At 55.0% G+C, this 1,123-nt stretch carries 1 protein-coding gene; it reads right to left on the reverse strand.

The features are described 5' to 3' along the window. Nucleotides 1-3 precede the first annotated feature (3 nt). On the reverse strand, nucleotides 4-1,014 hold the full coding sequence (locus tag KHU33_RS26090) for an IS110 family RNA-guided transposase (protein WP_211468457.1): 1,011 nt from the start codon (nucleotides 1,012-1,014) through the stop codon (nucleotides 4-6). Nucleotides 1,015-1,123: the final 109 nt, after the last annotated feature.

Here is a 1,123-nt window from a genome sequence, read left to right on the forward strand (position 1 = left end):
GGGTCAGATACCGTCTTGAATAGCAAGCCCGTTGGTTAAATAATTTGGATCGAAGGGCTTGCCAGTACGGAGCACTCCGTAAATAAGATGTGTCATTTTGTGCATGACGGCGCCGATCACCGCTTTTTTCGCCATGCCGGCGGCCGATAGCCGTTCAGCAAAACGACGTAGTGTCGGGTTGTGCCGGCATGCTACCAAGCTGGGCATGTAAAGTGCTGCCCGCATAGACGTGCTTCCTGCCCTGCTCATCATGGTTCGGCCTTTGATGGAGGTGCCGGAGCTGCGTTGTTTAGGCGTTACACCGAGAAATGCGGCAAATGCCTTGGCACTGTCAAATCGCCGGATGTCGCCCAACTGGCCCAGGATCCTCGCCACTGTGGTGGCTCCGATGCCTGGGATGCTCGTGATGAGCTCGGCATCGTGCTTGAGGCCGGGATGCCGATCAATGTGGTCATCGATGTCGCCCTCCAATTTTTGGATCTCGGCGCTTAGCCAGGCGATGTGCTGTTTCACATGTTCGGCGACGTCGGTCATGCCGGTGATGGTATGGGCCTCAAGCCGGTTTTCTTCCTGTTGGCGAATATCCTTTAACGCTTGCACTCGCAGCGACCAGGCCCGCAGCTGGCGCTGTTCCAGCGGCGGCGGCACCCAAGGTGCGGGCTTCATGGCAGCGCAATAGCGCGCAATGAGTCCGGCATCGGCGGTATCGTTCTTGTTACGGATGTTTTCACTATGGCCAAAGCCTTTGATGCATGCCGGATTGACCACGCTAACGGTCAATCCCGCATCATGCAGCGCCAATGCCACCGGTTCATAGTAAACCCCGGTCGCCTCCATGCAGACATGTAGCGTTTCTTTAGCGACTTTCGACTTGCTTAACCACTCCAGTAGTAATTTGTACCCATCGGCGGAATTATCCACCACCTTGGCCCTGGTCTTGCCGTTGACCAGCAAGGCAATATCCAGCTTCTTCTTGCTCACATCGATACCAACAACTGCACACACCGTTTCCATTTTTGACCTTTCTCGTATGCGGGCTTACGCGTCAGGCGATGACCCAAGATACCGTTCGGACTTATAAAATGAAACAGGCAAAGGCACCTATCTGACCCACGTGCTCAAC

Origin of the sequence: Collimonas silvisoli (assembly GCF_018305005.1) — a bacterium.
GTDB classification, from domain to species: domain Bacteria; phylum Pseudomonadota; class Gammaproteobacteria; order Burkholderiales; family Burkholderiaceae_D; genus Collimonas; species Collimonas silvisoli.